Annotated in this window: 19 protein-coding genes and 1 rRNA gene; 4 read left to right on the top strand and 16 right to left on the bottom strand. The window is 74.8% G+C overall.

The genetic code is table 11. From position 1 onward, the window contains the following. Window positions 1–158: 158 nt before the first annotated feature. The 3 genes from AB0K51_RS29680 to AB0K51_RS29670 all read right to left on the bottom strand — a co-directional run bounded on the left by AB0K51_RS29680 (window position 159) and on the right by AB0K51_RS29670 (window position 4,983). Window positions 159–2,210: a tetratricopeptide repeat protein gene (locus AB0K51_RS29680; protein WP_363460430.1), complete on the bottom strand. Its 2,052-nt coding sequence runs from the start codon at window positions 2,208–2,210 to the stop codon at window positions 159–161. A gap of 153 nt (window positions 2,211–2,363) precedes the next feature. Then, window positions 2,364–2,987, bottom strand: a complete 624-nt coding sequence (locus AB0K51_RS29675) for an NUDIX hydrolase (RefSeq protein WP_363460428.1) — start codon at window positions 2,985–2,987, stop codon at window positions 2,364–2,366. A gap of 325 nt (window positions 2,988–3,312) precedes the next feature. Then, window positions 3,313–4,983 carry a CTP synthase gene (locus tag AB0K51_RS29670; protein ID WP_363460426.1) on the bottom strand — a complete coding sequence of 557 codons (1,671 nt, stop codon included), beginning with the start codon at window positions 4,981–4,983 and terminating at the stop codon, window positions 3,313–3,315. Window positions 4,984–5,059: 76 nt separating this feature from the next. Here AB0K51_RS29670 and AB0K51_RS29665 point away from each other — a divergent pair, with 76 nt between their 5' ends. Continuing rightward, entirely contained in the window at window positions 5,060–7,243 is a 2,184-nt protein-coding gene (locus tag AB0K51_RS29665) for a glycoside hydrolase family 15 protein (protein ID WP_363460424.1), read from the top strand. 7 nt (window positions 7,244–7,250) lie between these two features. Here the strand turns inward: AB0K51_RS29665 and AB0K51_RS29660 are convergent, their stop codons facing one another. From AB0K51_RS29660 to AB0K51_RS29650, 3 genes are all read right to left on the bottom strand, one after another. Then, window positions 7,251–8,414 (bottom strand): glycosyltransferase family 4 protein, encoded by a 1,164-nt coding sequence (locus AB0K51_RS29660; protein WP_363460422.1) that lies wholly within the window; start codon window positions 8,412–8,414, stop codon window positions 7,251–7,253. Between the two features lie 133 nt (window positions 8,415–8,547). Beyond that, on the bottom strand, window positions 8,548–10,281 hold the full coding sequence (recN, locus tag AB0K51_RS29655) for a DNA repair protein RecN (protein WP_363460454.1): 1,734 nt from the start codon (window positions 10,279–10,281) through the stop codon (window positions 8,548–8,550). Between the two features lie 88 nt (window positions 10,282–10,369). Next, entirely contained in the window at window positions 10,370–11,014 is a 645-nt protein-coding gene (locus tag AB0K51_RS29650) for a hypothetical protein (protein WP_363460420.1), read from the bottom strand. A 103-nt stretch (window positions 11,015–11,117) separates the two neighbouring features. Here AB0K51_RS29650 and AB0K51_RS29645 point away from each other — a divergent pair, with 103 nt between their 5' ends. Continuing rightward, a complete protein-coding gene (locus tag AB0K51_RS29645) occupies window positions 11,118–12,602 on the top strand; it encodes a PLP-dependent aminotransferase family protein (protein WP_363460418.1) in 1,485 nt (494 codons plus the stop codon). A 47-nt stretch (window positions 12,603–12,649) separates the two neighbouring features. On the opposite strand, the gene AB0K51_RS29640 is transcribed toward AB0K51_RS29645, so the two are convergent. The 4 genes from AB0K51_RS29640 to AB0K51_RS29625 all read right to left on the bottom strand — a co-directional run bounded on the left by AB0K51_RS29640 (window position 12,650) and on the right by AB0K51_RS29625 (window position 15,679). Then, complete coding sequence (locus tag AB0K51_RS29640) at window positions 12,650–13,552, bottom strand: NAD kinase (RefSeq protein WP_363460416.1); 903 nt, start codon at window positions 13,550–13,552, stop codon at window positions 12,650–12,652. Window positions 13,553–13,644: 92 nt separating this feature from the next. After that, complete coding sequence (locus AB0K51_RS29635; RefSeq protein WP_363460414.1) at window positions 13,645–14,451, bottom strand: TlyA family RNA methyltransferase; 807 nt, start codon at window positions 14,449–14,451, stop codon at window positions 13,645–13,647. Window positions 14,452–14,484: 33 nt separating this feature from the next. Beyond that, window positions 14,485–14,643, bottom strand: a complete 159-nt coding sequence (locus AB0K51_RS29630) for a hypothetical protein (protein WP_363460412.1) — start codon at window positions 14,641–14,643, stop codon at window positions 14,485–14,487. After that, on the bottom strand, window positions 14,636–15,679 hold the full coding sequence (locus AB0K51_RS29625) for a hypothetical protein (RefSeq protein WP_363460410.1): 1,044 nt from the start codon (window positions 15,677–15,679) through the stop codon (window positions 14,636–14,638). The genes AB0K51_RS29630 and AB0K51_RS29625 overlap by 8 nt, the downstream gene beginning before the upstream one ends. A 160-nt stretch (window positions 15,680–15,839) precedes the next feature. Here AB0K51_RS29625 and AB0K51_RS29620 point away from each other — a divergent pair, with 160 nt between their 5' ends. Next, entirely contained in the window at window positions 15,840–16,187 is a 348-nt protein-coding gene (locus AB0K51_RS29620) for an SCP2 sterol-binding domain-containing protein (RefSeq protein ID WP_363460408.1), read from the top strand. 13 nt (window positions 16,188–16,200) lie between these two features. Here AB0K51_RS29620 and AB0K51_RS29615 read toward each other — a convergent pair whose 3' ends face one another. The 3 genes from AB0K51_RS29615 to AB0K51_RS29605 all read right to left on the bottom strand — a co-directional run bounded on the left by AB0K51_RS29615 (window position 16,201) and on the right by AB0K51_RS29605 (window position 18,558). After that, on the bottom strand, window positions 16,201–16,854 hold the full coding sequence (locus AB0K51_RS29615) for a hypothetical protein (RefSeq protein WP_363460406.1): 654 nt from the start codon (window positions 16,852–16,854) through the stop codon (window positions 16,201–16,203). Between the two features lie 120 nt (window positions 16,855–16,974). Further along, on the bottom strand, window positions 16,975–18,006 hold the full coding sequence (locus AB0K51_RS29610; protein ID WP_363460404.1) for an HAD-IIA family hydrolase: 1,032 nt from the start codon (window positions 18,004–18,006) through the stop codon (window positions 16,975–16,977). Window positions 18,007–18,072: 66 nt separating this feature from the next. After that, window positions 18,073–18,558: a tetratricopeptide repeat protein gene (locus AB0K51_RS29605; protein ID WP_363460402.1), complete on the bottom strand. Its 486-nt coding sequence runs from the start codon at window positions 18,556–18,558 to the stop codon at window positions 18,073–18,075. A 226-nt stretch (window positions 18,559–18,784) separates the two neighbouring features. On the opposite strand from AB0K51_RS29605, the gene AB0K51_RS29600 reads away from it, so the two are divergent. Further along, window positions 18,785–20,158 carry a DUF1015 domain-containing protein gene (locus AB0K51_RS29600; protein ID WP_363460399.1) on the top strand — a complete coding sequence of 458 codons (1,374 nt, stop codon included), beginning with the start codon at window positions 18,785–18,787 and terminating at the stop codon, window positions 20,156–20,158. Window positions 20,159–20,249: 91 nt separating this feature from the next. Here the strand turns inward: AB0K51_RS29600 and AB0K51_RS29595 are convergent, their stop codons facing one another. From AB0K51_RS29595 to rrf, 3 genes are all read right to left on the bottom strand, one after another. Next, window positions 20,250–21,125: a tetratricopeptide repeat protein gene (locus AB0K51_RS29595; RefSeq protein ID WP_363460397.1), complete on the bottom strand. Its 876-nt coding sequence runs from the start codon at window positions 21,123–21,125 to the stop codon at window positions 20,250–20,252. After that, window positions 21,122–22,414, bottom strand: a complete 1,293-nt coding sequence (locus AB0K51_RS29590; protein ID WP_363460395.1) for a hypothetical protein — start codon at window positions 22,412–22,414, stop codon at window positions 21,122–21,124. Before AB0K51_RS29590 ends, AB0K51_RS29595 begins: the two co-directional genes overlap by 4 nt. A gap of 351 nt (window positions 22,415–22,765) precedes the next feature. Further along, window positions 22,766–22,857 (bottom strand): 5S ribosomal RNA (gene rrf / locus AB0K51_RS29585); the annotation flags it as partial.

The raw sequence follows: 22,857 nt of genomic DNA, 5'->3' as shown, positions 1-22,857 counted from the left end.
CGGTGCATAGAACTATGCGCGACTGAGTTCGAGTGTAATGAAGCCCAGGCGACGTGTCAGCCTTCCAAACTGACTAAATCAGCCGGACCCATTGGCAGGTTCGTAGGCTTGCACGCGATCTGGGGCCACATTGCGGGGCGAACTCCGCATCTACGACACTACTCCGAAAGCGGTCGGAGGCCTTCCTGCTCCAGGTGCCGCTGAAGCCGTGCCAACAGTGCGCCGACCGCCTGCTCACCCTGCGTGTCGCCCAGCCGGCGCAGCACCGCGCCCGCCGCCCGGTACTCGCGCACCGCCTCCTCGAAGCGCCGCAACCCGGTGTGCGCCTCCGCCAGCCGCACCAGCAGCCGGGCCTGCCCCGGCTGGTCGTCGAGGCCCTGCCGCAGCGCCAGCGCCCGGCCGTACGCGTCGGCGGCGCGCACCGGGTCGCCGAGCGCCCGGTGGCAGTGGCCCACACCCTCCAGCGCGCGGGCGCACCCGGCCTCGTCACCCGCCCCCCGGGACAGCTCGACCGCCCGCCGGAACCGCTCGGCGGCGATCTCGTGCCGGCCCGCGGCGGCCTGCAGCTCCGCCAGGTTCAGCAGCGCGGCGGCGGCCCGCCGGGGAGCGCCCTGCCGCTCGGCGACCTTCAGCACCGACTCGTGCAGCTCGTGCAGCTCCGCCGGCGCGGCCTCCCCGGTCAGCGGAAGCGCCCGCAGCAGCGCCGTCACCAGCCGGCCCGCCGAACCGTCCAGATCGCCCTGGCCGACCGCGTCCCGGACCGCCGCCAGCAGACCCTCGCGCTCCTCGCGCATCCACCAGCCGGCCTGCGCGGCGCTGCGCAGCCGCAGCGGGCCCGGCAGCGGATCCGGGTTCGGCCCGGCGGCCGGGTCGAGCAGCAGGCGCGCCGAGTCGACCAGCCGCACCAGCCGCTCCAGCAACCGGGCCCGTGCCAGCTCCACCTCGGCCGGCCGGTCGCGCTCCTCGCGCAGCTCCACCAGCCGCCCGTACAACCGCGCCGGCACCCGGTAGCGCTCGGTGCCGTCGGCGGCGGCCGGCTCCCGCTCCAGCAGTTCCAGCCCGGCGAGCTCCGCCAGGTGCTCCCCGGCGTCCGGCGCCGGGCAGCCCATCAGCGCGGACGCGGTGCGCAGGTCCACCAGCTGCCCCGGTGCCAGCGTGACCAGCCGCAGCAGCCTCGCCCGCGCCGCCGGCAGCCGCCGGTACACCAGCTCGAACGCGCCGCGCAGCGGATCCCCCTCCACCACCGGCACCGGCGCGTGCTCCGCGCCCGGCCCGGCCTGCGCCGCACCCGACGCCTGGTCGCCGCCCGCCGCGGCCGTGTCCCGCCCCGTCGCCGCGCGCCCACCGGCCTTCGCACCCGGGTCGCCGCCCGCCCGGCCGGGCCGCTCACCGCCCGCCTTGCCCGCGCGGGAGCGCTCCCGCTTCTTCGGCCGGGTCCGCTCCTCCTCCACCGGCGCGGGCCGCAACTCGGTCGCCGCCTCGGTCACCGCGGCCCGCGGGTTGGCCCGCAGCCAGGAGGCCATCAACCGCAGTGCGGCCGGACGCGCGGCGCACGCCTCGGCGAGCTCCGCGGCGCCCACCGGGTCACACGAGATCCGGGTCCCGCCGACCAGCTCGCCCAGCAGGTCGACGGCGGAACCCTCGTCGATCCCGCCGAGGATCACCGGGTCGATGCCATCGATCCCGGTGAGCGGCCCGGCCGTGGTCGCCAGCAGCAGCGACTCGGTCTTCTCCGCGAGCAGCGGCCACACCTGCCCGGCGTCGCGAACGTCGTCCAGCAGCACCAGCACCCGACGCGTCGCCAGCGCCTCCCGCAGCGCCTCGCACGCCGGGTCCTCCTCCGCGCCGCCCGGCAGCACGGCGCCGGCCCGCTCCTCGCCGAGCTGGTCGAGCAGCGTCCGGGCGGCCCGCCCGGCACCCACCCGCGACCCGTCCGGCGCGGACAGCCGCGCGTACAGCAACCCGTCCGGGAAGTCGCCCGCCACCGACCGGGCCCAGCGCACCGCCAGCGCGGTGCGCCCAGACCCGGGCCGGCCGGCCAGCACCAGCAGCCGCCCGCGGCCCTCCGCCGGCCGGCCGGCCGCCACCGCGAGCGCCGCCAACTCCGCCGACCGGCCGACGAACGGCAGCGCGCCGACCGGCAGCGCGTCCGACGCCTCGGCCGGCTCCGCCACCGTCGCCGCCGGCTTCGTGTTGATCTGCCTCGCCACCCGCGCCACTCCCGACCAGTCGCTCAGCGGACCGGACCCGCACCGGGTCCTGTCCGCGAAGCGTAGTTCGAGCCGACCCGTCAGCCGAGGTGCCATCCGGTACTACCAACCGGCGAATCACCCCTGTGGATCAAGGAACGGCCCGCGCGGCGGTCAGTACGGGCGAGCCGGCCACGGCGCGTCGACCGCCCGCAGCCCGTCGACCCCGCCACGGGCCAGGGCCGCGCTCAACGCCAGCGTCCCCGCCACGATCACCGGGTTGTGCAACTCGCCCGCCAGCACGAGGCCGACCAACTCCTCCAGCGGCACCCACGCGGTCTCCAGCTCCAGCTCCTCGCCGTGCGCCGCGTACCGCTCCCCGTCCGCCTCCGACAACCCGGTCGCCAGGAACAGCCGCAACGCCTCGTCACTCCCGCCCGGCGAGGTGTAGAAGTCCACCAGCACCCGCCACTGCCCGGCCTTGCAGTACGCCTCCTCGAACAGCTCGCGCTGCGCCGCGTGCAACGGGTTCTCCCCCGGCACGTCCAACAGCCCCGCCGGCAGCTCCCACAACCGGTGCCGCACCGGGTGCCGGTACTGCCGCAGCACCAGCACCCGCCCCTCGTCGTCCAGCGCCAGCACCGCCACCGACCCCGGATGCAACTGGTAGTCCCGCCGCGCCCAACTCCCGTCCGGCATCCGAACCTCCTCGGTCCGAACCCCCGTCACCTTCCCCCGAAACGGCGTCGTCCCCTCCCGAACGTCCCACTCCTCCGCCACATCCCGAATCCCGGCCACCGCGACACACCCCTTCTCGTCAGATAGACACAATCTACCCGACCACCCACCCCCCAAGCCGACACCCCGCACAGCGAACGCCGCCGGAGGCGACTCCGCCGCGCACCGCGCTCCGCCCCGAACCCCGACTCGCCCGACTCGCCCGACTCGCGCGACTCGCGCGACTCGCCCGACTCGCCCGACTCGCCCGACTCGCCCGGCTCGCCGAATCCTCCCGCCCCCGAATCCCCTCCCCCGAAATCCCCCCCGGGAACGGCGGAGCCGCCCGGCCCGGAGGGGTGCTCGTGGGTGGGCGGCTGCCGTGGGGAGGTGGGGGGTGGCGGCGTCAGCCGATCTTGCGGTCGATGGCTGCGGCGACCAGGCCCGCGAAGAGGGGGTGCGGGCGGGTGGGGCGGGACTTGAGCTCGGGGTGGGCCTGGGTGGCGACGAGGTAGGGGTGGACGTCGCGGGGGTACTCGACGTACTCGACCAGGTCGCCCTTGGGCGAGAGGCCGGAGAACACCAGGCCGGTCTTCTCGAGGTCGGCGCGGTAGGCGTTGTTGACCTCGTAGCGGTGGCGGTGGCGCTCCTCGACGTACTGCTCGCCGCCGTACACCTCGCGGACGATCGACCCCTCGGCGAGCTTCGCCGGGTACAGGCCGAGCCGCATCGTGCCGCCCAGGTCGCCCTTGCCGTCGACGATGGCGAGCTGCTCGGCCATGGTCGAGACGACCGGGTGCTTGCCGGTCGGGTCGAACTCGGTGGAGTTGGCCTCGGGCAGGCCGGCCAGGTTGCGCGCGGCCTCGATGACCACGCACTGCAGGCCCAGGCACAGGCCGAGCAGCGGGATCCGGTTCTCCCGGCCGTAGGTGATGGCGGCGACCTTGCCGTCCACACCGCGGTCGCCGAACCCGCCGGGGATGCAGATCGCGTCGACGTCGCCGAGCTGCTCCTGCGCGCCCTCGGGGGTCAGGCAGTCGTCCGAGGTCACCCACTTGATCTCGACCCGGGCGTTGTTGGCGAAGCCGCCGGCCCGCAGTGCCTCGGTGACGGACAGGTAGGCGTCGGGGAGGTCGATGTACTTGCCGACCAGCGCGACCTTGACCTCGTGCTGCGGCTCGTGGACGCGGCGCAGCAGGTCGTCCCAGCTGGTCCAGTCGACGTCGCGGAACGGCAGGTCGAGGCGGCGCACCACGTACGCGTCGAGGCCCTCGCCGTGCAGCACCTTGGGGATGTCGTAGATCGACTTGGCGTCGATCGCGGCGACCACGGCCTCCTCGTCGACGTCGCACATCAGCGAGATCTTGCGCTTGATGGCCTGCGGCACCTCGCGGTCGGCGCGCAGCACGATCGCGTCGGGCTGGATGCCGATGTTGCGCAGCGCGGCCACCGAGTGCTGGGTGGGCTTGGTCTTCAGCTCGCCGGACGGGCCGATGTACGGCAGCAGCGAGACGTGCACGAAGAAGACGTTGTCCCGGCCGACCTCGTGGCGGACCTGGCGGACCGCCTCCAGGAACGGCAGCGACTCGATGTCGCCGACGGTGCCGCCGACCTCGGTGATCACCACGTCGACGTCCTCGGTCGCCATCCGGCGGATCCGGGACTTGATCTCGTTGGTGATGTGCGGGATGACCTGGACGGTGTCGCCCAGGTACTCGCCGCGGCGCTCCTTGGCGATGACGGTCGAGTACACCTGGCCGGTGGTGACGTTCGCCGAGCCGTGCAGGTTGGTGTCGAGGAACCGCTCGTAGTGGCCGATGTCCAGGTCGGTCTCGGCGCCGTCGTCCGTGACGAACACCTCACCGTGCTGGAACGGGTTCATGGTGCCCGGGTCCACGTTCAGGTACGGGTCGAGCTTCTGCATCGTCACGCGCAGCCCGCGCGCCTTGAGCAGGGCGCCGAGGCTCGAGGCGGTGAGGCCCTTGCCGAGCGAAGAGGCGACACCCCCGGTGACGAAGAGGTGCTTGGTCGTCACGGCGCGGCCGTTGGCCGACTTGCCGGAATGGGGCTGTGCCAAGAGGGGGCTCCCGTGGGTCGCGTGTCGGAGGGTGACGCCGGTGAGGGGGCTGAGGAGCCGCCGATGAGGGGGCTCGGTGCCGGACCTTCCCACCAGTCCACGGGATACCAGCGTATCAGTGCCCCGGCCACTGTTCGCCAGCGTCCGGGTTGACCCCCGCGCGCCGAGCCCCCGGACGGCGCAATCGCGCGGCGCACGCCCCGCCGCCGCGGGGCGGGTGGAGGCGACCTATCGGAGCGAATCCACGTATTCTGCTCAAACGTCGACATCCTCGCCCAACCCGCCCGGCCGGCCGCCCGCCGCAACCCGGGCGGGCCACTGGAACTGGAGAACAATGGCCGGTCGCATCGAGGACTACGCGCTCATCGGGGACATGCAGACCGCCGCCCTGGTCAGCCGGGACGGCGCGGTCGACTGGCTGTGCCTGCCCAGGTTCGACTCCCCGGCGGTCTTCGCCGGGCTGCTGGGCACCGACGAGCACGGCTTCTGGCGGATCGGCCCCGCCGAGCCGGTCGCCGACCCGCCGGCCCCGCCGCCGCCCCCGCAGACCGTGCTGGACAGCGGCGAGCTGCGCGTCCCGCCGGTCACCGCGGCCGCCCCCGCGCTGCCCTGCGACCGGCGCCGCTACCGGGGCGACTCGCTGGTGCTGGAGCAGGAGTGGGACACCCAGGGCGGCAGCGTCCGGGTGATCGACTTCATGCCGCCGCGGCACCTGCTGGGCACCCCGGACGTCCCGCAGATGATCCGGATCGTGGAGGGCCTGGCCGGGCGGGTCCGGATGCGCTCCGCGGTGCGCATGCGGTTCAGCTACGGCCGGGTGGTGCCGTGGGTGCACCGCGTCGAGGAGCCCGACGGCCTGCACCGCACCGTCGCCGTCGCCGGGCCGGACTCGGTGTGGCTGGACGGCGCCGCGGAGACCTACGGCCGGGACCTGACCACGTACGCCGACTTCACCGTCGAGGCGGGCCAGCGGATCTCCTTCGGCCTGACCTGGAAGGCCTCGCACGAGCCGGCGCCCGCCCCGCCGGACGCCGAGACGGCGCTGGAGTCCACCGAGCTGTTCTGGCGCGAGTGGGTCGCCCAGTGCGCCTACCAGGGCCCCTACCGGGAGCCCGTGGTCCGCTCGCTGATCACCCTGAAGGCACTCACCCACGCCCCCACCGGCGGCATCGTCGCCGCGCCCACCACCTCGCTGCCCGAGGACCTCGGCGGGATGCGCAACTGGGACTACCGCTACACCTGGCTGCGGGACGCCGCGATCACCCTCTCCTCGCTGCTGCGCACCGGCTACCGCGAGGAGGCCCGGGCCTGGCGCGAGTGGCTGCTGCGCGCGGTCGCCGGCGACCCGGAGAACCTGCAGATCATGTACGGCCTCGCCGGGGAGCGCGAACTCACCGAGTCCGAACTCGACTGGCTGCCCGGCTACGAGAACTCCCGCCCGGTCCGGGTCGGCAACGGCGCCGCCGGCCAGCTCCAGCTCGACGTGTACGGCGAGGTCGTCGAGGCGCTGCACCTGGCCACCATGTCGGGCCTGGCCCGGCACGACCACGCCCACAACCTGCAGCTGCGCCTGATCGAGTACCTGGAGGACCACTGGCGCGACCCGGACGAGGGCATCTGGGAGGTCCGCGGCCCGCGCCGGCACTTCGTGCACTCCAAGGTGATGGCCTGGGTCGCCGTCGACCGCACCATCAAGCTCCTGGAGCAGAGCGAGAACCCGCCCGACGGCCTGGTCGAGCGCTGGCGCAAGCTGCGCGCCGAGATCCACGCCGACGTCTGCGCCCGCGGCTACGACGAGCAGCGCAACACCTTCACCCAGTACTACGGCGGGCGGGAGCTGGACGCCTCGCTGCTGCTGATCCCGCAGGTCGGCTTCCTGCCGCCGGACGACAAGCGGGTGATCGGCACCATCGAGGCGATCCAGCGGGAGCTGTCCACCGAGGACGGCTTCGTGCTGCGCTACCCGACCCACGACGACCAGGGCAACAACGTCGACGGACTGTCAGGACACGAAGGGGCGTTCCTGGCCTGCTCGTTCTGGCTGGCCGACGACCTGGCGATGATCGGCCGGGTCGGCGAGGCGCGGGACCTGTTCGAGCGGCTGCTGGCGCTGCGCAACGACGTCGGCCTGCTCGCCGAGGAGTGGGACCCGCGGGCCCGCCGCCAGGTCGGCAACTTCCCGCAGGCGTTCAGCCACGTCCCGCTGATCGACACCGCCCTGCGGCTGACCGCGGCGGGCGGGACGTACCTGTCGCACTGACGGGGCGCTACTTCCGACGCTGCACCAGTTCGTCGTAGATGCTGAGCACTTGGGCGACGGTGGCCGCCTCGTCCGGCCAGGTGCGCGACTGGGCGCGGCCGGCGTCGGCGAGTTTGGCGCGGCGGGCGGGGTCGGCGAGCAGCTCGCGGACGGCGCCGCCGAGGGCGCGCCGGTCGGCGAACGGAACCAGCACGGCGGCGTCGCCGACCAGTTCGGGCACCCCGCCGACCGCGGTGGCGACCACCGGGACGCCCGCCCGCATCGCCTCCTGGGCGACCAGCGAACGGGCCTCCCAGCGCGAGGAGAGCACCACCAGGTCGGCGGCGGCCAGCAGGTCGGGGATGTCGGTGCGGTAGCCGAGCAGCGCGACCGGGAGCCGCTCGGCGGCGATCCGCTCGCGCAGCGCCTGCCGCTCGGGGCCGTCGCCGGCCAGCAGCACGCGGGGCATCGGCTCGCCGGGCGCGGCGAAGGACGGGACGGCGTCCAGCAGCAGCGAGAAGCACTTCTGCGGGACCAGCCGGCCGATCGCCAGGACCACCGGGCGGTCGTCGTCCGCGCCGCCGGGCAGCGCGGCGCGGGCCGCCGCCCGGTCGAGCAGGCCCGGCGGGATCGGCGGCGCGGCGACCGGGCCGAGCCGGGCGTCGGTGGCGCCGAGTTCACGGGCCCGGGCGACCAGGTCGGAGGAGGCGCCGAGCACCAGGTCGGCGGCGCGCACCACCCGACGCTCCATCAGCCGCTGCAGCCGCCGCTCCATGCCGGTGGCGAGCATCGCGTGGTGCGAGGTGACCACCAGCGGGGTCTCCGGGCGCAGGCCCGGGAAGCGGCCGGCGGTGCGCAGCGCCAGATCTGACAGCAGCGCGGCCCGCATGCCGTGGGCGTGCACCACGTCCGCACCGGTGAAGGCGCGGCGCAGTTCGCCGATCGCGGTGGCGTCACTGCGGGCGCCGGCGGTCGGGGTGATGTCGACGACGTGCAGCCGGGCGCCGGCCTTGCTGAAGCCGAACAGGTCGTCAGTGCCCTCGGGCGCGCAGACCGTCACCGACACCCCGTGCGCGACCAGGCCCTGCGCGAGGGAGCGCACGTGCGCACCGATCCCGCCGGTCGCGGCGGCCAGGACGAGCACCACGTGCAGCTGGGGGGCTGCGGCGGCCCGGGCGGCGGAAGGGTCCACGTCTGTCTCGCTCCGACTCGTAACTGGCGGTGTCCAGCCGCCACGATGCCAGGTTGGGCGGGCTCTTGGACAGTCGGCCCCGGATGCGGGCGCGTCGCCGGGCCCCGGGCGCTGCGCCCAGGACCCGGGCGGGTCAGCGCGCTCGGGCGGTGCGGGCCGCCTCCAGCAGTTCCTCGGCGTGCGCCCGGCCCAGCTCGGAGTCCTCCAACCCGGCGAGCATGCGGGAGAGTTCACGGACCCGCTCCTCGTCGCTGAGGGTCTTCACACCGGACCGGGTGACCGTGCCGTCGTTGGTCTTCTCCACCACCAGGTGCCGGTCGGCGAAGGCCGCGACCTGCGGGAGGTGAGTGACCACCACGACCTGGGCGCTGCGGGCGAGTTTGGCCAGCCGGCGGCCGATCTCGACGGCGGCCTTGCCGCCGACGCCGGCGTCGACCTCGTCGAACAGGTACGTCGGCACCGGGTCGGCGCCCGCGAAGACCACCTCGACCGCGAGCATCACGCGGGAGAGCTCACCGCCGGAGGCGCCCTTGGCGATCGGGCGGGGCTGCGCGCCGGGGTGCGGGGCGAGCAGCACCTCGACCTCGTCGACGCCGTGCGCGCCGTAGGCGACGGTGCGGCCCTCGATCTCGATCCCCGACAGGTCGTCGACCTGGGAGATCGCGAAGGTCACCCGGGCGTGCGGCATGGCGAGTTCGGCGAGTTCGGTGGAGACCGCGGCGGCGAACTTGTCGGCGGCGGCGTGCCGGGCGGCGGACACCTCGGCCGCCAGGTCGGCCAACTCGGCGCGCAGCTCGGTCTCCCGGGCGCCGAGCTCGTCGATCCGCTCGTCGTCGCCGTCGAGTTCGAGCAGCCGCACCGAGCCGGCCTCGGCCCAGGCGATCACCTCGGCGAGGGTGCCCTCGCCGCCGGAGTACTTGCGGACCAGGTGGGCGAGGACGGCGCGGCGGTCCTCGACGGCGGCCAGCCGCACCGGGTCGGCGTCCAGGTCGTCGGCGTACCCGGCGAGGTCGCCGGCCACGTCGGCCAGCAGGTAGCCGATCTCGCCGAGCCGCTCGGCGAGGCCGGCGAGTCGCTCGTCGTGGTGGCGGACGGCGTCGACGGCGCGCCGGGCCTGGGCCAGCAGGGTGCCCGCGTCGACGCCCTCCGGGTCGGCGGGGTCGCCCGCGAGGGCGGCGTGGGCGAGGGTCGCGGCGGAGGACAACGCGTCGGCGTGGCCGAGGCGTTCGGCCTCGGCGGCGAGTTCGACGTCCTCCCCGGCGACGGGTTCGGCGGCGGCGACCTCCTCCAGCCCGAAGCGCAGCAGGTCGGCCTCCTGGGCGCGTTCGCGGGCCCGGGTGGTCAGCTCCTCCAGCGTCGCCGAGACCTCCCGCAGGCGGCGGTACACCTCCCGGTAGCGCCCCAGCGGCTCGGCGACCGCCTCCCCCGCGTACCGGTCGAGCGCGCCGCGCTGCCGGGACGGGCGCAGCAGGCGCTGCTGGTCGGTCTGGCCGTGCACGGCGATCAGTTCCTCGCCGAGCTCGGCGAGCAGGCCCACGGGCACCGAGCGGCCGCCGACGTGCGCCCGGGAGCGGCCCTCCGCGGAGACGGTGCGGCTGATCAGCAGTTCGCCGGCGTCGAGCTCCGCGCCGGCCTCCAGCGCCCTCGCCACCACCGCGGACTTCGGGTCGAGGGAGAGCCGGCCCTCGACCACCGCCCGCTCCGAGCCGTTGCGCACCAGCGCCGGGTCGGCCCGGCCGCCGAGCAGCAGCCCCAGGCTGGTCACCACCATGGTCTTGCCCGCGCCGGTCTCGCCGGTGACGGCGGTGAAGCCGGGGGCGAGTTCGACCACCGCATCGTCGATGACGCCCAGATCCCGTATCCGCATTTCGTCCAACACGGACCTGACCTTACGAGGTTCCACCGTCGCTCCGCGACGACCGCCGCCCCATTCACACCTGAGTGGCGGCGGACGGCTACCTCGCCGCGGCCGGTTCGGGCACCGCGAGACGCGGCAGCAGGACCTGCACCAGCGGGCCGATCGCCAGCGCGTACGCGACGGTGCCGACGCCGAAGGTGCCGCCGAGCAGGACGCCCGCCGTCAGCACGGTCACCTCGATGCCGGTGCGGATCAGCCGCACCGAGCGGCCGGTGCGGCGGTGCAGCCCGGTCATCAGCCCGTCGCGCGGGCCCGGGCCGAGCCGGGCACCGATGTACAGGCCGGTGGCGACGGCGTTGAGCAGGATCCCGGCGGCCAGCAGCGGCACCCGCAGCGCCAGCGCGTGCGGCGCCGCCACCAGGTGCAGGGTGACGTCCATCGCCGCGCCCAGCACCAGCACGTTGCCGACCGTCCCGACACCGGGCCGCTGCCGCAGCGGGATCCACAGCAGCAGCACCAGCGCACCGACCACGGTCACCCAGGAGCCGACGCTGAGGCCGACGTGCCGGGCCAGGCCCTGGTGCAGCACGTCCCACGGGTTGCCGCCGAGCGAGGCGCGCAGCATCAGGCCCATCGAGACGCCGTACAGGGTCAGCCCGACGGCGAGCTGGGCCAGGCGGCGGGGCAGGCGGCGGCCGGACAGTCCGGCGAGCCGGCCGGGAAAGGGCAGGGACACGGCCATCGGGGTGGACTCCTCTTCTTGCTCCGAGAGCTCCTCGAAGAGCACTATGGGCAGTCCACCGAGCATCCCGACAGGGCCAATCCGAACCGAGTGGACCGCAACCGTGGCCGAGTGGCACACCACGCTGACCCCGCCCGCGCTCGCCCGGCAGCTGCGCGCCGCCCCGCAGCCCGAGGCCCGCCGCCCCGCCTACCGCGCCCTCGCCGCCCAGGTCTCCCGGCTGGTCGCCGACGGCCGCCTCCCGGTCGGCACCCGGCTGCCCGCCGAACGCGAACTCGCCGCCGAACTCTCGCTCAGCCGCACCACCGTCGCCGCCGCCTACGAGGCCCTGCGCGCCGACGGCTACCTGCGCTCCCGGCGCGGCGCCGGCAGCTGGACCGCCCTGCCCGAAGGCACCCGCCCGCCCGGCGACGCCCTGCACCCGGTCTCCCCCGACCAGCACGACACCGTCCTCGACCTCGGCCTGGCCGCCCCCACCGCCCCGCCGCAACTCGCCGAGGCCGCCGCCCACGCGGTCGAGCAGCTCCCCGCGTACGCCGCCGGGCACGGCAACTACCCGACCGGGCTGCCCGTGCTGCGCGAGGCCGTCGCCCGCCGCTACACCGAACGCGGCCTGCCCACCGCACCCGACCAGATCCTGGTCACCACCGGCGCGATGAGCGCCCTGCACCTGGTCCACCACGCCCTGCTCGGCCGCGGCGACCGGGTCGCCGTCGAAGCGCCCGGCTACGCCAACACCCTGCGCGCCCTGGACCGCCAGGGCGCCCGCCTGGTGCCCGTCCCGTTCGCCACCGACCCCACCGGGCGGACGACCTGGGACCTCGCCCAGTGGCAGCGGGTGCTCCGCGGCGCCGCACCCCGACTGGCGTCCACCATCCCCGACTTCCAGAACCCCACCGGCGCGCTGATCGACGAGGACCAGCGCCGCGCCCTGCTCGCCCACGCCCGCGCCGCCGGCACCACCGTGATCGCCGACGAGACCTGCGCCGAACTCGGCTGGGACGTCGCCGAATCCGCCCTCCCCCGCCCGCTCGCCGCCCTCGACCGCGACGCCCAGGTGGTCACCGTCGGCTCCGCCGGCAAGGTGCTCTGGCCCGGCCTGCGGATCGGCTGGCTGCGCGGACAACCCTCCCTGGTACGGAAATTGGCCACCGACCGGGCGCTGTACGACCTCGGCACCCCGGTCCTCGAGCAGCTGATCGCCGCCCGGCTGCTCACCGACCACCTGCCCGCGATCCGCGCCGCGCGCCACGAGCAACTGCGCGCCACCGCCCACGCCTTCGGCCGGGCGCTCCAGCAGCGCTTCCCCGCCTGGGAGTTCACCCTCCCGCCGGGCGGCCTGGCGCTGTGGGCGGCCACCCCGGGCCTGCCCGCCAGCGCCCTCGCCCGGGCCGGCGAACGCTCCGGCGTGCGGATCGCCTCCGGCGCCCGGTTCGGCATCGACGGCGCCTTCGAGGAGTACCTGCGGCTGCCGCTCACGCTGCCCGCCGCACTCGTCCCCGACGCCCTCGACCGGATCGCCGCCGTCGCCGAACTCGCCCGCACCGAAAGCCTGCTGGGCGCCGACGCACCGCCGCCCAGCCTCTGAGTCGAAGCCCTTACCTCTGGCTGATCCGGCGTCAGTTCACCGCCGGATCAGCGGTTCTGCGAGCGCCCGCGCCAACCCGCCACCGGCAGCGCGAACTTGGCCACCAGCCGGTCGGTGAACGGCGCGCGGTGCAGCCGCGCCAGCCGCACCGGCGTCTTGCCGCGCCGCACCTCCACCCGCGCACCGGCGGGCAGCTCCACCGACCGCCGGCCGTCGCACCACAGCACCCCGTGCGGGGTCTTCGGCTGCACCTCCACCGCCAGCACCGAGTCCGGCGAGGTCACCAGCGGACGGGCGAACAGCGCGTGCGCGGAGATCGGCACCATCAGCAGCGCCTCCACCTCCGGCCACACCACCGGCCCGCCCCCGGAGAACGCGTACGCCGTCGACCCGGTCGGCGTGGACAGCACCACCCCGTCGCAGCCGAAGTTGGACACCGGGCGGCCGTCCACCTCGGTGACCACCTCCAGCATCCGCTCCCGCGCCGCCTTCTCCACCGAGGCCTCGTTCAGCGCCCAGTCCTCGTGCACCACGTCGCCGTTGGTGCGGACGAGCACGTCGATCGTCATCCGCTCCTCGACCTCGTAGTCGCCCTTCACCACCCGCTCGACCACCACCGCCAGGTCGTCCCGCTCGGCCTCCGCGAGGAAGCCCACCCGACCCAGGTTGATGCCCAGCATCGGCAGCCCCGACTCGCGGGCCAGCTCCGCCCCGCGCAGCAGCGTCCCGTCACCGCCCGCCACCAGGATCAGCTCGCAGCCGTCCGCCGCGCCGTGCCCGCCGGGCACCAGCTCCACCCCCTCGGGCAGGTCCAGTCCCACCGCCTCGGCGGCGAGCAGCCGGATCCGGATCCCCGCCTTCAGCAGGCCGTCCACCAGCCCCTCGACGCTGCGCAGGGCCGCCTCCCGGCCGGTGTGTGCGATCAGGAAGACCGTACGACGATCGCTCATTGCCCGCTGCCCTCTCCCTACGCCTGCCGGGACGTCCACGGCCCGGTCGCGACCTGCCAGTCTGCGGGGCGTTCGGACGTCTGCCAAGTACCCTACTTGGGCCCCTCGGCCACAGCCCGGGCAGCGGCGGCCGGATCCAGCTGCGCCGCGTCCCGCCGCAGCCACAGGAAGTACTCCACGTTCCCCGACGGCCCGGGCAGCGGCGAGGCCGTCACCGCCCGCACCCCCAGGCCCAGCCGCCAGGCCTGCTCGGCCACCTGACGGATCGTCTCCGCCCGCAGCTCGGGCGAACGCACCACGCCGCCCGACCCCAGTCGCTCCTTGCCGATCTCGAACTGCGGCTTCACCATCAGCACCAGATCCGCGTCCGGCGCCGCACAGCCCGCGAGGGCCGGCAGCACCAGGCCCAGCGAGATGAACGACAGGTCGCCGACCACCAGGTCCACCAGCTCACCGCCGATCAGCTCCGGCGTCAGCTCCCGCACGTTGGTGCGGTCCATCACCGTCACCCGGTCGTCACTCTGCAGCGACCACGCGAGCTGCCCGTAGCCGACGTCCACCGCCAGCACCCCGGCCGCCCCCGCGCGCAGCAGCACGTCGGTAAACCCGCCCGTCGACGCGCCCGCGTCCAGCGCCCGCCGGCCCTCGACCACCAGGCCCTGCGGCACGAACGCCGCGAACGCCCCGGCCAGCTTGTGACCGCCCCGCGAGACGTACTCCGGGTCCGCGTCGTCCTTCGCCACCACCACCGCCGCCGCGGTCTCCACCTGCGTCGCGGGCTTCGTCGCCACCGTCCCGCCCACCGTCACCCGGCCCGCCGCGATCAGCTCACTCGCGTGCTCCCGCGACCTGGCCAGGTTCCGGCGCACCAGCTCCGCGTCCAGACGGCGTCGTGCCACTGCCACTACTACGTCAGCTCCCACATTCCACGGTCACCCCTCGCGGTCCAACGCCGCCAAGGTCGCGGCAAGCCGCGCATGGACATCTTCGTACACCTCGACCCGCTCCCCCGTCCCCACCCCGCCCAGCTCCCCCAGCCGGGCCAGTGCCTCGTCCACCGCGGGCTCCCCGGTCCATTCCGGCTCACTCACCACCGCCACCCCCGGACGCCTTCTTCGCGGCAGCCTTCCGCCCGCTCGCGGCCTTCTTCGCCGGAGCCCCCGCCCCGGGCGACGCCTCGCCCACCGCCGACTTCGCCGCCGCGGCCTTCCGAGCCGGCGCCTTCTTCGCCGCCGGCGTCCCTGCAGCCGTAGTGCCCGAAGCCGTCGTCCTCGCCGCCGCCGTCTTCGCGGTCGACGTGTCCGAAGCCGTCCTGCCCGACGCCGCCGTCTTCGCGGTCGCCGTCCTCGCCGCCGCCGTCTTCGTCGCCGCCGTCTTCGCGGTCGTCTTCTTCACCGCCGTCTTCGCAGTCGTCTTCTTCACCGGTGCCTGCGCCGCAGAATCCGCGCCGCCGGTCGCCGCGCCCCGCGCCGTCGCGGTCTTCCGGGCCGCCGCCGGCTGACCCGGCGTCGCCCGCTTGGCAGCAGCCTTCCGCGGCGCGGCCGACGCACCGTCAGCACCCGCCCCGGCCGCCACGCGCTTCGCCGCCCGCTTCACGCCGCTCGCCGAACCCGCCGGGGCCTTGCGCGCCGCGGCCTTCCTCGCCGTCGCCGTCCGCTTCGCCGCGCTGCGCCCGGCCGCCGTCCGCTCCCCCACGGACGCCGCCTCCGGCTCGGGCTCAGCCGGCTTGGCGTCCCACCCCGCGTCGAACAGCCCCTGCGCACGGGCCGCCGGACGGACCGGCGGCTCCTCGGGAGCGGCGGCCGGCTGCTCCTCCGCCGGCGCCTCCTGATCGACCTCGCGGAGCTTCGACTCCAGGAAGCTGAGCACCACGCCCACCTTCACCACCTGATCGCCGACCCGCTCGAAGACCCGCTCGGCCTCGCTCCGTGCCACCCCGCCGACCAGGTCGACGCCGGCCCGGCCGGCCGTCACCGTCTCCTCCGCGAGGGTACGCAACTGGTCCACCACAGGGCCGAGTTGGCCGCGCTGCAGCAGCTCCTCCGCGGCACCCAGCACCCGCCGGCCCGCCTCCTCGGCGAACTCCGCCGCGACCACCACCACGCCCCGCACCGCATCCCGCAGCATCCGTACGCCTCCTCGCCGCTCCGACCGTCCTACCGACTGCCTTACCGACTGACTGCCTTTCGGGCTGCCCGGCACCGACGCTACCGCCTCCCGGCCCCCGCCGTGCGCCCTGCGCTAGCGTGGAGGGTCGAACGACCACCGACGGGAGCAAGCCGCAGACATGGCCACCATCGAGGAGTGCCGCGCCGCACTGGAGCAGCTCAGCCGCAACCTCGCCGCCGCCGACGGCAACGTGCAGAAGGCCGCCGCCCTCGACCGCTCGCTCAGCTGCCACCTGCTCGACCTCGACCTGACCTTCTCCGGCCGTCTCACCGAGGGTCGACTGGCCGACATCGTCGAGTCCCCCGGCGCGCCGCTCACCAAGGCCGACATCCGCCTCACCACCACCGGCGACGACCTGGTCGCCCTGGTCGACGGCAAGCTCCCGTTCCCCACCGCCTGGGCCACCGGCCGCCTCAAGCTCGACGCGAGCTTCCGCGACCTGCTGCGCCTGCGCAGCCTGCTCTGAGCCGGGGCTTCGGTCAGCACACCCACAGCTGGTCGGGCCCGACCTCGCCGGGGTCGGGCAACGGCATCAGCTCCACCGCGTCCCCGGCGGCCCGGTGCACCCGCAGCACCGCCCGGCCCGTCAGCCGACGGTCCGTCAGGACCGCGTAGGCGCGGCGCGGATCGGACGACGACGGGTCCGGTCCGAACGGAACCAGCAGCGCCGGGTGGCCGCCGCAGTCGAATCCCAGCAGCTCCTCGTGGGTGGTGATGACCGCCTGCATCCACGGCCCGCCCGCGCCGTGGGTGTGGGCGGCGTCGAAGTACGACCGCGAGGCCGAAGGCTCGGCGTCCGGCTCGGGGCCGCCCGGCGGATAGCAGACCGACATCCACCCGTCCTCGATCCGGATGGTGCCGAAGCACCAGGAGCCGTCCACCGTCGTGAACGTGAACGACGCCGCGTACCGGTCCCGGTAGACCAGGCGCTGGGTGCCGTCCACCAGCGGATTCGGCCCCACGCCGACGTGCTCGCGCAGCTTCGCGTTCAGATCCGCCCACTGCTCCGGCCGGTACACCCGCGGATGCCCGCCCCCCACCCCGTCCGCCCGGCCCACCGGCTCCGCCGTACACACCACCGCGACCAGCACCGCACACGCGGCCAGCGCCGAGGCCTGCCACCGACTCGCCACCGATCTCCCCCTCATCGGCAGAACCGTCGACCGGACGGCGCCCCGCAGGCCGCCACCGGTCCCCCCGCCCCGGTGTACCCGCCGCCGCTCCGCCCCTAGCGGCGGCAGGCCACCCGGCCGTCACAGCGACGCGAGCGCCTTCGCACCGTCCGGCACCTCGCCGGTCGCGTCCGCGTGCGTCCAGGCCGCCGCGCACAGCGCCCGGATCGCGTCCATCCGCTCGCCCCCACCGGTCAGCGCCAGCGCACCGGAGTCCACCCGGGCCTCCCAGCCGCCGCAGCGGAACGCACCGGCCCCGACCGGCGCGACCTCCGGCTGCGGCTCCAGCAGCCCGCGCAGGTCCTGCGACAGGTACGTCGGACGGTGCTGCACCGGCGCCGCCAGCAGCAACTCCACCGTGGTCACCCCGGTGAACACCAGCAGGCTGTCCACGCCGCCGTTGAACGCGCCCTCGATGTCGGTGTCCAACCGGTCCCCCACCACCAGCGGACGCTTCGCACCCGTCCGCAGCACCGTCTCCCGGTGCATCGGCGGCAGCGGCTTGCCCGCCACCTCCGGCTGGACGCCCGTCGCCGCGGCCACCGCCGCCACCAGCGTGCCGTTGCCCGGCGCGATGCCCCGCGCGGTCGGGATCGACAGGTCGGTGTTCGACGCCACCCACGGCAGGCCCCGGCCCACCGCGTACGAGGCCTCCGCCAGATCCGTCCACCCCACCGTCGGGTCGTAGCCCTGCACCACCGCCGCCGGGTCCTCGTCCAGCGAACGCACCGGCACCAGACCCCGCTCGGTCACCGCCTCCACCAAGCCCGCGCCGCCGACCACCAACACCCGCGACCCCGCCGGCACCCGCTCCGACACCAGCCGGGCCGCCGCCTGCGCCGAGTTGATCACGTCCCCGGGCTCGGCCGGCACCCCCAACTCGGTCAGGTGCGCGGCCACCACCCGCGGCGGACGCGAGGCGTTGTTGGTGACGTACGCCAACCGCATCCCCGCCTCCCGGGCCCGCTCCAGCGACTCCACCGCGTACTCGATCGCATCCGGACCGGCGTACACCACACCGTCCAGATCCAGCAGCGCCGTGTCGTACACCGCGGTCAGCGGCTGCGCGCTGCCTCCCGGAGCGGTCCAGACCTCGCCGGCGTTCTCCGTCATCCTGCTCTACCTCGTCCCGTCATCCGCCGTCATTCGTCATCGCGGCCGACGAAAGGTGACACACCGTCACCCGCCGTGCCCGGCCCGGGCGTCGTCGCCCGGCTCCTCCGGCGGCGCCAGGAACCCCGGCGCCCCCGGCAGCAGCGGACCCCACGCCCCCGCCCGCGCCGCGAGCGTCGCCCTGGTCTGCCGCAGCGCCGACCTGTAGTGCGCGTTGGACGGCTGCATCGCCACCGCCAGCGCCAGGTGCTCGGCCGAGGTCTCGAAGTCCCCCAGCCGGGCCGCGGCCACGCCCCAGCCGAACTGAGCGTAGTCGTCCGACGGATCGGCCAACGCCACCGCCCGGAAGTTCTCCAACGCCGCCGCATGGTGCCCCGCGTCGAACTGCGCCCGCGCCAACGCCTCCCGGATCGACCGCGACCCCGGCTCCGCCTCCGCCGCCCGCACCAGCAACTGCACCGCGGCCGCCGGATGCCGCTCCTCCAACAAGCGCACCCCGCGCCGGAACCAGTCGTACACCCCGCCCTCCGGCAGGCCCGCCGCACCATTCACCTCGCCGCCACCGTCCACATCCTCCGCCCCGCCCACCGGCTCCGTACCATTCACCCCGCCACCGGGAATGCCCTCCACCCGGCCCGCGCTGTCGTCGTTCGAACGCCCGTGCTCACGACCACCACCGGTCACCGTGCTCGCCCCGCTCTCCACCAGCCCGCCACGACCTGGACGGCCTGGCACATCGTGATCTCCCAACAAGGACTACCCGACTAACATGCCCAAGATGAGTGCCCCCCGTGCCGAAAGCGGCGCTGAGCCCTCGGGCGGCCCCGGAGACCCCGGGCACGTCGCCACCGCTGGGCTGTCCCTGTCCCCGTTCCGCGGTCTGCGCTACGACCCGCACAAGGTCGGCGGCCTGGCCGCCGTGACCTCACCGCCCTACGACGTGGTCGACCCCGGACGACGCCTCGACCTCGAGACCGCGGACCCGCACAACATCGTCCGCCTCATCCTGCCCCGCCCCGAACCCGAGGACGCCGGCGACCGCCCCGACCGCGACACCCGCTACCGGCACGCCGCCCGCCTGCTGCACGACTGGCAGCGCGAGGGCGTCCTGGTCGCCGACCCGCGGCCCGCGCTCTACGTCTACGAGCAGCGCACCACCACCGGCGGCCGCGAATCCCTCCAACGCGGACTGATCGGAGCCCTCGCCGTCAGCGGCCCCGAAGCCGGCGTCGTCCTCCCGCACGAGGACGTCATGCCCAAACCCGTCGCCGACCGGGTCGGCCTGATGCGCACCACCCGCGCCAACCTCGAACCGCTGCTGCTCACCTACCGCGGCAACGGCCGCGCCGCCGCCGCGATCGAACGCGCCGTCAGCGGCGCCCCGCTGCTCGCCACCACCACCAGCGACGGCACCCACCACCGGCTCTGGGCCATCACCGAGGCCACCGAACTCGCCGAGATCAGCCGCGACCTGGCCACCTGCCGCGCCCTGATCGCCGACGGCCACCACCGCTGGGAGATGTACCTGCGCCTGCAGCGCGAACACCGCCACCTGCCGCGCAGCCCCTGGGACCGCGGCCTGGTCCTGCTGGTCGACACCGACCGCTACCCGCTGCGGGTCCGCGCCATCCACCGCGTCCTCCAGCGCCTCCCGCTGCACGACGCCCTCGCCGCCCTCGACCCCGCCGTCTGGCGGACCACCGAGCTCGACGTCCCCCTCCCCGACGCCCTCAAGGTGCTCGCCGAGGCCCGCGGCGCCGAACCCGACGCACCCAACGCCTTCCTGCTCACCGCCGGCGACCACCGCTACACCCTGGTCACCGGCCCCGACGAGAAGACCCTCGCCACCGCCGTCCGCACCGACCGCCCCGAGGAATGGCGCCGTCTCGACGCCACCGTCCTGCACGAGGTCCTGCTCGACCGCACCTGGCGGATCCCCGACAGCCCCGAGCACATCGGCTACCTGCACTCCGCCGAGGCCGCCGTCCGCGAGGCCGCCCGCACCGGCGGCACCGCCGTGCTGCTCCACCCGGTCGAGGAACGCGTCGTCCGCCGGCTCGCCGAGCAGGGCGTCACCATGCCGCGCAAGTCCACCTCCTTCGGCCCCAAGCCCGCCACCGGCCTGGTCCTGCGCTCCCTCACCCTCGGCTGACCCGCGCCGGCGCCACCACGCAGAAGGCCCCCGCTCCGTCCCGGAGCGGGGGCCTTCTGATCACGCGTCAGGAATCCGACGCCGGACGGACTCAGCCCTTCGGCTGGTCCTTGAACTCCGACTCGTCGTAGTCCTCGTCGACCTCGAGGTCGTCCTCGTCGTAGAACTCCTCGACGTCCTCCTCGTCCTCGAAGATCATCCGGTCGTCGCCGATGTCGTCCTTGTCGATCTGCCGACGCGCCGGGGCCTCCGCCGCGTCGTCCTCGTGCTCGGCGTCCTCGTCCAGCGCGTCGGTGAACTCGATGCCGTCGATCTCGGCCAGCCGCTCCGCCGCGTTGGTGGTGCCGTCCGTGTCCGCCTCGACGGCCTTCACGAACCACTCCCGGGCCTCGTCCTCACGGCCCGCCGCGATCAGCGCGTCGGCGTACGCGTACCGCAGCCGCGCCGTCCACGGGTGGATCGCCGAGGACGCCAGCTCGGGGCTCTGCAGCGTCACCACGGCCGCGTCGAACTGCTCGAGGTCAGCCCGGGCACCGGCCGCGACCAGCCGCATCTCGACCTGGCCGGCCTTGTCCAGCTGCTTCACCTCGGGCTCGCCGGCCATCGTCAGCGCCCGCTCCGGACGACCCAGACCACGCTCGCAGTCAGCCATCACCGGCCACAGGTCCGCCCGCCCGGTCATCCGCTTCGCCGCCCGGAACTCCGTCAGCGCCTCCGCGTACCGCTGCGTCATGTACGACGCGAAACCGGCCGCCTCGCGCACGCTCGCCACCCGCGACGCCAGCCGCAGCGCGACCCGCGAGTAGTTGTAGGCCTCCTCCGGCTCGCTGTCGAGCAGGCGGGCCACCATCACCAGGTTCCGCGCGACGTCGTCCGCGAGCGTCTTCGGCAGGCTCTTCAGGTCCTGCCGCACGTCCGCGTCGATCTCGAACCCGGTCACGTCGTCCGGAATCGGCAGCCGCTTCACCGGCTCCAGCTGGCGCTCGTCGTACTCCCGGCGGAACCCGCCGCGGTCGTCACGGCCACCCCGGTCGTCCCGGCCACGGAACCCGCCACCCTGCGACCGGTCGTCGCGCCGGCGGTAGCCGCCGCCCTGGGGACGGTCCTCGCGGCCACGGTACCCACCGCCGCCCTGCGGACGGTCGTCCCGGCCGCGGTAGCCGCCGCCCTGGGGACGGTCGTCGCGGCCGCGGTAGCCGCCGCCCTGGGGACGGTCCTCGCGGCCACGGTACCCACCGCGCTCGCCACCCCGGTCGAAGCTCTGCGGACGGTCCTCACGGGGACGGTAGCCACCGCCCTGCGGACGGTCGTCCCGACGCTCGAACCCACCACGGTCATCCCGGCGGTCATCGCGCCGCTCGAACCCACCGCGGTCGTCCCGGTCCCGGGTGAACGGACGGTCCTCACGGGGACGGTAGCCGCCGCCACCCTGCGGACGGTCATCCCGGGAACGGAAGCCACCACCCTGCGGACGGTCCTCACGCGGACGGAACCCGCCACCGCCCTGCGGACGGTCATCCCGACCCCGGTAACCGCCACCACCCTGCGGACGGTCCTCACGGGGACGGTAGCCGCCGCCGCCCTGGGGACGGTCGTCGCGGCCACGGTACCCACCGCGCTCGCCACCCCGGTCGAAGCTCTGCGGACGGTCCTCACGGGGACGGTAGCCACCGCCCTGCGGACGGTCGTCCCGACGCTCGAAGCCACCACGGTCATCCCGGTCCCGGGTGAACGGACGGTCCTCACGGGGACGGTAGCCACCGCCCTGCGGACGGTCGTCCCGCGAACGGAACCCGCCACCGCCCTGCGGACGGTCATCCCGACCCCGGTAACCGCCACCACCCTGCGGACGGTCCTCACGCGGACGGAAGCCACCCCCGCCCTGCGGACGGTCCTCACGCGGACGGAAGCCACCCCCGCCCTGCGGACGGTCCTCACGCGGACGGTAGCCGCCACCGCCCTGCGGACGGTCGTCGCGGCCACGGTACCCACCGCGCTCGCCACCCCGGTCGAAGCTCTGCGGACGGTCGTCACGGCCGCGGTAGCCGCCACCGCCCTGCGGACGGTCCTCACGGGGACGGTAGCCGCCGCCACCCTGGGGACGGTCGTCCCGACCCCGGTAACCGCCACCCTGCTGGCGGTCGTCACGGCCGTAGCCACCGCCGCCGGACGGGCGGTCGTCACGGCCGCGGTACCCACCGCGGTCACCACGGTCGTCCCGGCCGCGGTAGCCGCCGCCTTCGCCACGGTCGTCACGACGCGGGCCACGGTCGTTCGACCAGCCCCCACGCGACCGGGGCTCGTACCCCCGGCCACCGTCATTGCGGCGCTCGGGCCGGTCCTGGGGCGGGTTCGACATGCTGGTGACTCCTCTGTCTGCTTACTGCGAGCGTTCGGGGCGCCACGTGCCGTCTACGACACCAGCGCGGGGCCGGACGCCTCCCGGACCGCTTGGTCCGGAACGTCCGTGTTGTCCATTGTCCGGCATCCGGTACGGCACCGCGTCTGGTGCCCGAACCGCCTCGGCCGGCTGTCTGTCCTGCTGAAAACCAAACAAAAAAGGCCGAGGCCCCAGCGAATCGCTGGGGCCTCGGCCTATGAAGAATTGTTCGGCGGCGTCCTACTCTCCCACAGGGTCCCCCCTGCAGTACCATCGGCGCTATGAGGCTTAGCTTCCGGGTTCGGAATGTAACCGGGCG

Source organism: Kitasatospora sp. NPDC049285, from assembly GCF_040678815.1.
Lineage (GTDB): Bacteria > Actinomycetota > Actinomycetes > Streptomycetales > Streptomycetaceae > Kitasatospora.
The sequence above is the reverse complement of the archived record's forward strand: the minus strand, read 5'-3'. Positions and strand labels throughout refer to the sequence as shown.

Excerpts from the sequence above, each read along its gene's own strand:
- recN (WP_363460454.1), bottom strand. The coding sequence starts at position 10,281 with ATGCGGATACGGGATCTGGGCGTCATCGACGATGCGGTGGTCGAACTC.
- AB0K51_RS29650 (WP_363460420.1), bottom strand. The coding sequence starts at position 11,014 with ATGGCCGTGTCCCTGCCCTTTCCCGGCCGGCTCGCCGGACTGTCCGGC.
- AB0K51_RS29640 (WP_363460416.1), bottom strand. The coding sequence starts at position 13,552 with ATGAGCGATCGTCGTACGGTCTTCCTGATCGCACACACCGGCCGGGAG.
- AB0K51_RS29625 (WP_363460410.1), bottom strand. The coding sequence starts at position 15,679 with ATGCTGCGGGATGCGGTGCGGGGCGTGGTGGTGGTCGCGGCGGAGTTC.
- AB0K51_RS29620 (WP_363460408.1), top strand. The coding sequence starts at position 15,840 with ATGGCCACCATCGAGGAGTGCCGCGCCGCACTGGAGCAGCTCAGCCGC.
- AB0K51_RS29610 (WP_363460404.1), bottom strand. The coding sequence starts at position 18,006 with ATGACGGAGAACGCCGGCGAGGTCTGGACCGCTCCGGGAGGCAGCGCG.
- AB0K51_RS29600 (WP_363460399.1), top strand. The coding sequence starts at position 18,785 with ATGAGTGCCCCCCGTGCCGAAAGCGGCGCTGAGCCCTCGGGCGGCCCC.